The sequence below is a fragment of the Clostridium sp. NSJ-49 genome (genome assembly GCF_014287725.1).
Classification (GTDB): domain Bacteria; phylum Bacillota; class Clostridia; order Clostridiales; family Clostridiaceae; genus Clostridium; species Clostridium disporicum_B.
Map to the genome: position 1 here is coordinate 1 of NZ_JACOOP010000078.1, position 9,672 is coordinate 9,672.

At 29.7% G+C, this 9,672-nt stretch carries 10 protein-coding genes; 2 read left to right on the forward strand and 8 right to left on the reverse strand.

The features are described from left to right. Positions 1-280: 280 nt before the first annotated feature. Complete coding sequence (locus tag H8S10_RS16980) at positions 281-2,044, forward strand: sensor histidine kinase (RefSeq protein ID WP_243175900.1); 1,764 nt, start codon at positions 281-283, stop codon at positions 2,042-2,044. A 57-nt stretch (positions 2,045-2,101) separates the two neighbouring features. Here H8S10_RS16980 and H8S10_RS16985 read toward each other — a convergent pair whose 3' ends face one another. From H8S10_RS16985 to H8S10_RS17020, 8 genes are all read right to left on the reverse strand, one after another. Then, entirely contained in the window at positions 2,102-2,293 is a 192-nt protein-coding gene (locus H8S10_RS16985) for a hypothetical protein (protein ID WP_186839658.1), read from the reverse strand. A gap of 28 nt (positions 2,294-2,321) precedes the next feature. Then, positions 2,322-3,326, reverse strand: coding sequence for a glycosyl hydrolase (locus H8S10_RS16990; RefSeq protein ID WP_186839659.1), 1,005 nt, complete (start codon positions 3,324-3,326; stop codon positions 2,322-2,324). Next, positions 3,323-3,589, reverse strand: coding sequence for a hypothetical protein (locus H8S10_RS16995; protein WP_055264419.1), 267 nt, complete (start codon positions 3,587-3,589; stop codon positions 3,323-3,325). The genes H8S10_RS16990 and H8S10_RS16995 overlap by 4 nt, the downstream gene beginning before the upstream one ends. Further along, positions 3,532-4,545, reverse strand: a complete 1,014-nt coding sequence (locus H8S10_RS17000) for an ABC transporter ATP-binding protein (RefSeq protein ID WP_186839660.1) — start codon at positions 4,543-4,545, stop codon at positions 3,532-3,534. The genes H8S10_RS16995 and H8S10_RS17000 overlap by 58 nt, the downstream gene beginning before the upstream one ends. Position 4,546: 1 nt before the next feature. Then, entirely contained in the window at positions 4,547-5,569 is a 1,023-nt protein-coding gene (locus tag H8S10_RS17005; RefSeq protein ID WP_186839661.1) for an ABC transporter ATP-binding protein, read from the reverse strand. Positions 5,570-5,581: 12 nt separating this feature from the next. Beyond that, positions 5,582-6,490, reverse strand: coding sequence for an ABC transporter permease (locus tag H8S10_RS17010; protein WP_186839662.1), 909 nt, complete (start codon positions 6,488-6,490; stop codon positions 5,582-5,584). Between the two features lie 3 nt (positions 6,491-6,493). Beyond that, on the reverse strand, positions 6,494-7,468 hold the full coding sequence (locus H8S10_RS17015; RefSeq protein WP_186839663.1) for an ABC transporter permease: 975 nt from the start codon (positions 7,466-7,468) through the stop codon (positions 6,494-6,496). 74 nt (positions 7,469-7,542) lie between these two features. Then, complete coding sequence (locus tag H8S10_RS17020) at positions 7,543-9,447, reverse strand: ABC transporter substrate-binding protein (RefSeq protein ID WP_186839664.1); 1,905 nt, start codon at positions 9,445-9,447, stop codon at positions 7,543-7,545. 123 nt (positions 9,448-9,570) lie between these two features. Here H8S10_RS17020 and H8S10_RS17025 point away from each other — a divergent pair. Then, on the forward strand, positions 9,571-9,672 hold a 102-nt coding region (locus tag H8S10_RS17025), incomplete at its 3' end, for an IS1 family transposase (RefSeq protein WP_347707662.1).

A 9,672-nucleotide genomic window follows, 5' to 3' on the forward strand; every position in this document is an offset into this window, starting at 1 on the left:
ATCAATTTTATTGTAGGTTTGTTTACCATACAATAAAAAATTCAAACTTATATAATTTTCAAAGAGCGAGCAATTCTATGAAAAATCAAGCTATTTTTTCATATCAACTTAACAGATTCCTTATAAATTATAGTATAATTCATACTAAAATTATACATTAAATGTTTACATTTTTAAATATATTACTTTTTAAATAAATTTTATTTTTTTTACTATATTATGTATAATTAAATTAAATAAAATTTCTAATCATATTTAACTCTATGGGATGGCAATTATTATGTTTAAAATGAATTTATCAATTAAAAGACTCACTATATTTATTTTAATTTTTATGTATGTTATATATTTTTTAGCTACTTCATTAAACTTATATTCATATTCTAAATATGAATTTAACAAAACAGAAAAAGTAGTTAAAAATTTCAATTCAAGTCTGAGCCAACAGATAATAGAAAAACTTAACAATATTTCTGATGTATCTAAATACCCATTACTTATCCCAGAAGTAAGCAAACTTAATGCTATTCTAAATGATAATAACAATAGTGAAATTACTGATTATAACTATTTAAAATATATCTGTGAAATGATGTTAATCCAAAATGATTCTATAAACGGAGCTTATATATATGACCTAAAAGGTCGTGGAGTTTTCTCCAGCAGAAATAGTTCAAACTTTAAATTAATCAATCCAACCTTAGAAAATTGGTTTCAAGAAGCTTTATTATCAGATAGCCAAACTAATATTTTTACAAATATAACTGAAAATAATATATTTGATATCGAAATTGATAGCTCTACTAAATTAATAGCATTAACTAGGAAGATTATTGATTTAACAACAAATCAACCTACTGGTTTAATCCTTGTGACAGTACCTGTAGAAAACTTTTTAAACCTATTAACTAACGATTTACCTTTTAATAGACAAGTTATTTCTATCCATGATTCTGATGGTAATCTGATAATGACTACCAATAAAGATTTTATTATAGATAACTATTCTATTAACACAGATTATAAAAGTTCAGAGCCCACAATTAGCTATATAACCGAAGGAATAAAATATGTTAACTGTAAAAATTATATTCCTGAATCTAATTGGATTCTTACTAATACTATGCCAAAATCTGAAGTATTTAGAGTTAATAGTTTATATATAATATTATTTTTTATAAACTTAATTTTCTTCTTAATACTAACTATAATTTTATATATATTCTTTATACGAAGAATATTTAACCCAATAAAATCCTTAATAGTTAATATGGGGGCAAATAATTTAGAAAAAAATCTTAACTCTACTATCTTATATAATAAAGACGATGAAATAGGTTCATTAATTAATTCTTATAACGCAATGAAAAGCCGTATAAATGACTTAATAAATATAAATTATAAAAATCAGATTGAACAAAAGGAATTAGAACTAAGACAATTACAGAATCAGGTTAATCCTCACTTCATATATAACACATTAGAATCTATTCATATGATGGCTGAGCTTAACGATGATTTAGAAACATCTATCATGGCAGAATATTTTGGTTCGATAATAAGATACAGTATGAATAGAAAAATAAATACAGTCACACTAGATAAGGAGTTAGAAATAATAAACAACTATATTTATCTACAGAAAATACGTTTTGACCAGTTATTTACTATCCAAAATCTAGTTCCTGATGAATTATTAAACTGTGAGATAATTAAAATGATAATCCAGCCTTTAATTGAAAATTCTATATATCACGGACTTAGCGAATGTAGTGGTGATGGTAAAATAATAATTCAGGGACAAAAAATAGATAATAATTTATTATTATCTATATCTGATAATGGTATAGGTATGGATGAAGCTACTCGTGATAATCTAAACGACTATATTAATGATAAAAATAATAACTTTAAAGGTATTGCTTTAAGAAATATAAATAGAAGATTAAAGCTTAATTATGGGTCTAATTATGGATTAGAAATATTCAGCATTGAAGGTAAAGGGACATCTATGGTTCTAACTCTTCCTTTCATAATTAAATAATCTTCATATTTACCCCAAAAATTTTCCCCATGGATTCTTGTCCATGGGGTTTTTAGATTATATATTTAATGATCTTAACTTATGAATCATATCTATTTGAGTACTATACATATCTTCTCTTTCATTTATATATATTCTTTTTAACTCATCATCATTTTCATTATTAATCTTTTCATCCATATCTCTTATTAGTTCTCCTATCTTAAAAAGATGTAAAGCTAACTCTAAAGCATTTTTAGATTCCTTCATAAAAATCTCCTCCCGTAAACCTCTTAAACTACCTTAACTTTGGTAAATCTTCAAGAGTTATTAAAAAATCATCATTAAAAAATCTTTTTAAAACATCATTTGAGTTCCATACAATTTTTTCTGATACATTATTCCAAGTCATAAACCAAAGCCAAAAAGCTTTTGATGCTCTTATAAGTTTTGGATTAGGTATTGGCCCATTCTCTCCTAATACTAATGGCTTTTTACTAATTGGAATATTATAAAAATCATTATATTGTTCTACTAATGGACTATTATCTCCTAATGGTGCATAATAATCTGCACTATTTATGTCTACTACATCATCACCTGGATACCACTCTTTATCTGGGGAATTCCATACCCATATTAAATTATTTAACTTATGATAATTAGTGTATCTATCATACATTAATCTATATAATTTAATATAAGCTTCCTTTCCATACGCTCCCCACCAGAACCAACCACCACAAGCTTCATGAAGTGGTCTCCAAAGTATAGGTATATTATTGTCTTTAAATTTTTTTAATTCACAAGCAATCATATCTAAATCTTTAATCAAAGCTAAATTTTCTTCCGTTCCATCAATGAGCGCTTTAACAAGATTAAAACTTGTGTTTTTTGTATAAAAACTTTTATCTTTACCATTCAAAGGCGAAAACCAATGCCAACAAAAAGTAATTATTGCATTAGTATTCTTGCCCCAATATAAAGCAGCCTCTACACTTCCTTTATTGTTAACTAATTCATCTATACATTCAAATGTACTTTCTGGTGTTTCTACTCCCCCTGAATAACTTAGAAAATCAAACCCCAATATAGCTGGAACCTTTCCTGTAACTCTTCTTATATATTCAATATCTGGCATAGTTGCTTTATTGCAATGTTGTCCACTTATTATTCCTTTTTCAAATATACTTGAAAAATATTTCATCAATTTTTTGCATTCAATGCTAGCATCTTTATTAGATAAACTAAAGTTAGGAATATCTAATTTCCTTATCTCTTCTTCAATCAATTTTTTGCTCATTTTTCATTACTAACCTTATTGGTTAAATATCTTATAGGAAATAATCCTCCAAATACTATTATCAAATTTACTACTATAACCATAATATAAAGAACTTGTGCTGAGGGATTTTTCCCTACTAATATTAATCCTAAAACTGATATTCCTAACATTCCACAACCTATAGCTTGTATAAGTTTTATAAATGTAAGTATAGATGTTAAATCTATATCACTTCTTTTACTTTTTCCCTTTCTCTTTCTATCCTTTCCACATGATGACATGCTACATATCCTCCCTTATATTGAAGTAGTTCTGGCTCTTCTTTTTCACACTTTTCTGTATAGTAAGGACATCTTGTATGGAATTTACATCCTGATGGTGGATTAATTATGCTCGGCATATCTAAAGTTCTTAAAGGTAACTCTTTAGAACCTCCATCGGACCTCTTTCCAACACTTTGAGGTACCGCTGCAAGTAAAGCATGGAAATATGGATGTTTAGGATGATCGATAGCATCATATATATTATTTAACTCAATAATTTTCCCTAAATACATTACAACAAGTCTTCCATTTTTAGCGATATATCTTGCAGTTGCTAAATCGTGTGTTATATAAACAAAAGATATATTGTACTTCTTATTCATCTTAGTCATTAAATCTATAAGTGAAATTCTTAATGACACATCAACCATTGATACAGGTTCATCAGCAACTATTAATTTAGGCTTAACAGATAATGCTCTTGCAAGTAAAATTCTTTGTCTTTGTCCTCCACTTAATTGATGAGGATATTTATATAAGAATTGCTCTTGTGGAACTAATCCAACTTCAGCAAAATATTCTTTTAATATTTTCTCAGCTTCTGCTTTATTCTTAGCTATTTTATGCTGTAATAACGGCATAGATAAAGATTGGAATATTGTTCTATTTGGATTTAAAGCAGCAAAAGAATCTTGATGAACCATCTGAACTCCTAATCTATAATCCTTAAACTCAGCTCTCTTTAGCTTACTTATATCTTTTCCTTTATATAATATATTTCCTTTAGTTTGTTTATGGATTCCAACAATTAATTTACCTAATGTAGTTTTTCCGCATCCACTTTCTCCAACTACCGCTACAATTTCTCCTTCTCCAACCTCTAAGTTGATATCAGATAATACTTTAACTTTTTCCTTTTTATTAACTCTATTATCGAACTCTATGCTTATATTATCTATTTTTAATAAACTCATTTTACGCACCTTCCTCTGACTTTACTGTAGTTAGACGTTCTGCAAATTCATAACATCTAGTGCATTTAGTATCATTTACAAAGTACATTACTTTAGTCTTTTCTCTACTTCCCTTACATTCACCAGCTAAAAAAATACTACAACGTGGTGAGAATTTACATTCATTAAATTCTTGAGTAAGGTTTGGAGGATTTCCTGGTATAGCTTTACGTTGTGTAACGTCATCATTTAATGTTGGTATTGCATTTAATAACCCTTTAGTATATGGATGAGATGGTTCTTCAAATACATCTGCAACTTCACCAAATTCTACTAGCTCCCCAGCATACATAACTGCAATTCTATCTATTACCCCTGATATAACTGAGATATCATGAGTTAAAAATATTAAAGTTACTCCTAGTCTTTCGTGAATATCTTTTAATAAATCTAATATATACCATTGAGTTATAACATCTAAAGCCGTTGTAGGTTCATCAAGTAATATTACCTTTGGATCTAATACAAGGCTTAAAGCTATTAATACTCTTTGCTTCATTCCACCACTTAATTGATGTGGATAATATTCAAGCACATTAGTATCTAGTCTAACGTATCTTAATACCTCTTCTGCTTTTTTTGTAATATCTTCAACTGTTCTTCCTGGATCATGAGCTAACACAGTTTCAATAAAATGCTCCTTTATCTTTAATACAGGATTTAAAGCATTTTGTGCTGCTTGAAATACTGTAGCTATCTCTTTCCATCTATATTCATTAAACTCATCAGTGCTTAACTCTAATAAATTAACTTTCTTATCATTTTCATCATAATAATAAACTTCTCCCGATGTTATCTTTCCAGGTGCTTGTACAAGATTTAATATCCCTGAAGCTAAAGTTGATTTTCCACTTCCACTTTCACCTATTACACCTAATACTTCATTTTTATATATCGTAAAAGAAACATTGTCACATGCTCTTAGCTTTCCATTTTTCAAAAAGAATTCTATTGTAAGATTTTTAACTTCTATTAAAGGTTTCATAATGTACCCTCCCTATTTACGTAATCTTGGATTCATTGCTTCATCTAACCCATTTGCGAAGAAATAACATCCTAATTGGAATAAAACTATTCCCATAATAGGTGTCATAAAATAAACTATTGGTCCAAGACCACCATATAAAACTGCTGATTGTGACATTGCCATCTGTATCATCATTCCCCAGTGGCTGCCTTTAAAAGGAACTAATCCTAAAACCATTAATGAAACTGATGTCATTATAGCTCCCTTCATTATCGCTATGAAATTTATAGCTATAAATGAAGTTATATTTGGTACTACATCTTTTATAATAATGTTAATTGTGCTTATTCCCATTACTCTACTTGCTTCAATAAAATCTTTATTCCTTATTACAAGTACTTGAGATCTTATAGCTTTTGCAAGACCAGCCCATGACCATAGGCTTAATACTAATCCAAATAATATATCATTACTTACGTTTATAACCATTGAAAGTACCATTGTTACAGGTAAAGTTGGCATTGTTAAAACTATATTTGTTATTAACATTAATATTTCGTCAACCTTTCCTCCAACAAGACCTGCTGTTATACCAATTCCACATGCAAATACTATTGAAAATAATGCTGCATAAAAAGCAACTAGTAAAACTGATCTTGATCCATTTATAAATAACGCTAAAATATCTCTTCCTGCATAGTCTGTTCCTAAAAGGTGAGCTGCAGAAGGTGGTTTTAATCTTGCTAAGTAGTTTGATTCCGGTGCAGGTACCACCATTGGTCCAAAAATAGCAAGTAATAAGAAAAATACTAAAATTAAAAATCCTACTCTCGCCATCCTATTTCTCCAAATTACTTGAAAGAATTCCTTTAGCGATGTTAAAAATGTTCCTTCTTTTTCAAAGGTTTTTATTTTATTTACACTTGCTGTACTATTCATATCTTATTTCTCCCTTAATCTTGGATTTAATCTAGTATTCAAGAATTCTGCAAATAATCCTGATAATAATACCATTACAATTATCATTAGGAACATTCCTTGCATAAGAGGATAATCTCTCCTTGAAATAGCTGTAGTTAGGTAATATCCAACACCTGGATAAACAAATAAATTTTCTATTAAAGGTGATCCTCCAAACATCATTCCAAATGATATAGCAACGCTTGTTACCATCGGAAGCATTGCATTTCTTCCTAAGTAGCTAAATATAATACGTTTATTTGATATACCTCTAGCTTTTGCATAATTTATATAATCTTCACCTAAAACTGACATACAGTTTGCTTTCATTCCCATTATCCATCCAGCTAATGTAGTTAAGAAATATGCTAAAATTGGTAATGCTGCATGACTTAATACATTTAATATAAATTCTAAGTTAAATCCTGGTGTAACTGATGAGTCATATGCACCTTTTGATGGAAATAATCCAAGTGTTAATGAAAATAATAAAACTAATAAATATGCAACTATATAATCTGGGATAGATCCTAGAACTGCTTGATATCCAGTAAGAACACCATCTAATAACTTACTTCTCTTCCAAGCTACATAAATTCCTAGAATTACTCCTACAGTAAATGATAGTAATAATGATATTGAACATACAAGTAATGTCCAAGGTAGTGCCCCTAAAACTATTTTAGATACCGATTCCTTAAAAGACATAGATTGTCCTAAATTTCCTGTTGCAATTCCCTTTACATATGATACAAATCTCTCAACTACCGGTTCATCTGGGTCATAATTTAAAGCTAATTTTGCTTTGTTATAAGCTTGTTCATATGATAATTGACTTGATCTCATATATTCTTGCGTTAATGTATCGACTGGATCTCCTGGCATTGCTTGTATTACGAAAAATATTAATAATAGCGAAGCTAGCATTGTTGCAAGACAAGTAGCTAATCTTTTCATGTCAAATCACCTCTTAATTCTAAATATAGGGCTGTTAACTAACAGCCCTATTTACTTTAACTTTTTATAAATAATTATTTAATGTAATATAATTCTTCTCCTCTTATCATCTTTCCTATAAGAGCACTAGTTGTACCTGACCAATAGAAGTCACTTAATTGTTCTCCTGTTGGAGCTTCAGCCATTGAAAGCTTTGGATTATGAATTCTAAATACATAGTACTTTTCAGTTACAGGAATAAACCATACATTATCATTAAAAAATTGTGCAAATTCTTCTGTCACAGCTGTTATTTCTTCATCATTTGCTGCGTCAAATAACTCTGTCATTTTATCTGAGTATTGGAACTCTTCTCCAGTCTCATCATTTTTCCAAACTAATTTACCTTGTTCTGGGAATACTAAGTTCATCCCTCTTTTCCCATACCACCAAATTGTGTTATAAGCTTCAAATGGATGTTGAGTATTAGTTACTGAAGCAAATCCATCTATAACCATATGTCCTTGTCCAGATGTTGCATAATCGGTATATGCTGCTGCTTCTTTCGGTGTAAATACTGCATTTAATCCAAATGATGTTAACATATTTGCTGCTGCTTCACCCATTACAACATATGCAGGATATTCACCAACACCAGCTACTATGATTTCTGGACTCTCTCCATTAGCATCAACCCACTTATCACCTTTTTTGCTCCATCCAGCAGCTTCTAAGCATTCAGCTGCTTTTTCTAAGTTAACATCATAATTATCTAATGTATTTAAGAAATCTTCACTTAGGTACTTATCTCTTATTGAAGGTGGAAGTCCAACTGCATACTCATCCCCTTTTACCATTCCTGGTTCAGATACTGGAGCTATTTGAGCTGAATCAATGATATAAGCTATTGCTTTTCTAACATTTACATCGCTAGTTGGGTATGTTTGAGTATTCATACAGAAACCTAAAGAACTAAACTCTGGAACTACCATTTGTCTTATTGTATCTGCATTATTCTCAGCTACCTTTTGAGCTAAATCTGGAGATAATCCCATACCTTCTGCATCATAGTCCCCATTAGAAATTGCTAATGCATTTGATTCTGTACTAGTTGGTCTTATACCTCTAATTTTTTCTATATAAAGTGGTACTCTATAATAAGGATTTTGTTCAAATATAATTTCAGCTGATGTCATTGTCTTTGGAACATATGCTCCTGAACATTTTATACTCATTAAACCTGGTAAGTAATTATTAAGATTTGTAGTAGCTTCAGCAACCTTTAAATCTCCATCAGCAGTGAATTTAAAGTTTCCATTCTCATCAAGCTCTCTATTATTATTAAATTGTTCTTCAAAAACCTTAGCAAATTCACCATAGTTTTCAGCTGGGTACATCAAAGGTGATTTTAATACATAATCAAGTAATAAAGCAGAGTCCTTGTTGTACTTTATTTCTACCGTTAAATCATCTACTTTAGTTACTGATTCAGCGTAGTACGCTATATTATTTACAGTCATTTCTATAAATAGATTACACATTAAATCATCTGCAGTAATAGCACTACCATCACTCCATTTAAGACCATCTTTTAATTTCATAGTTAATACACAGTTTTCAAACTCATAACTTTCTAATAATGAAGGTTTAAATGTTTTTTCTGGTTGAGAGCTGTAATCACATAAATAATCGAATATTAATGGTTGCATTGACCAATCTGGACCACCATTTACTAATGGATTACCATGAGCCGCAGCTCCTGGTGTAAATAATACCATTGTACTTAATACAGTTCCTGCTACATCAGCTTTTTCACCCTCAAGCTTAGCATTCTTTAATACAGTATCTACACTTATTACTGAGTCTAAAATTGATTCAGATGTAACATTTTCATCTGTTGCAGTTCCTGCATTTTGATTTCCGCATCCGATTAATGATGTAACACTTAAAGTCAGCGCTATAGCTACTGCTATAATCCCTTTTAACTTATTTCTCTTCATGATTCTCCCCCTACTTTTTAAAACGATCTGTTAAGTTATATGAACATTGCTCTTCTCAGCCCAAGGAAATACAATAGGTTTGCGATACTAAATAATACCCCCTTCGAAAAGGAGAGAAGAACAATGAGCAAAACTAATATAAAATGCCCACGCTGTAATTCTGATAAACTATACAAGTTTGGTATGAATAAGCAGGCTAAACAAAAGTATCAATGTAAGCAGTGT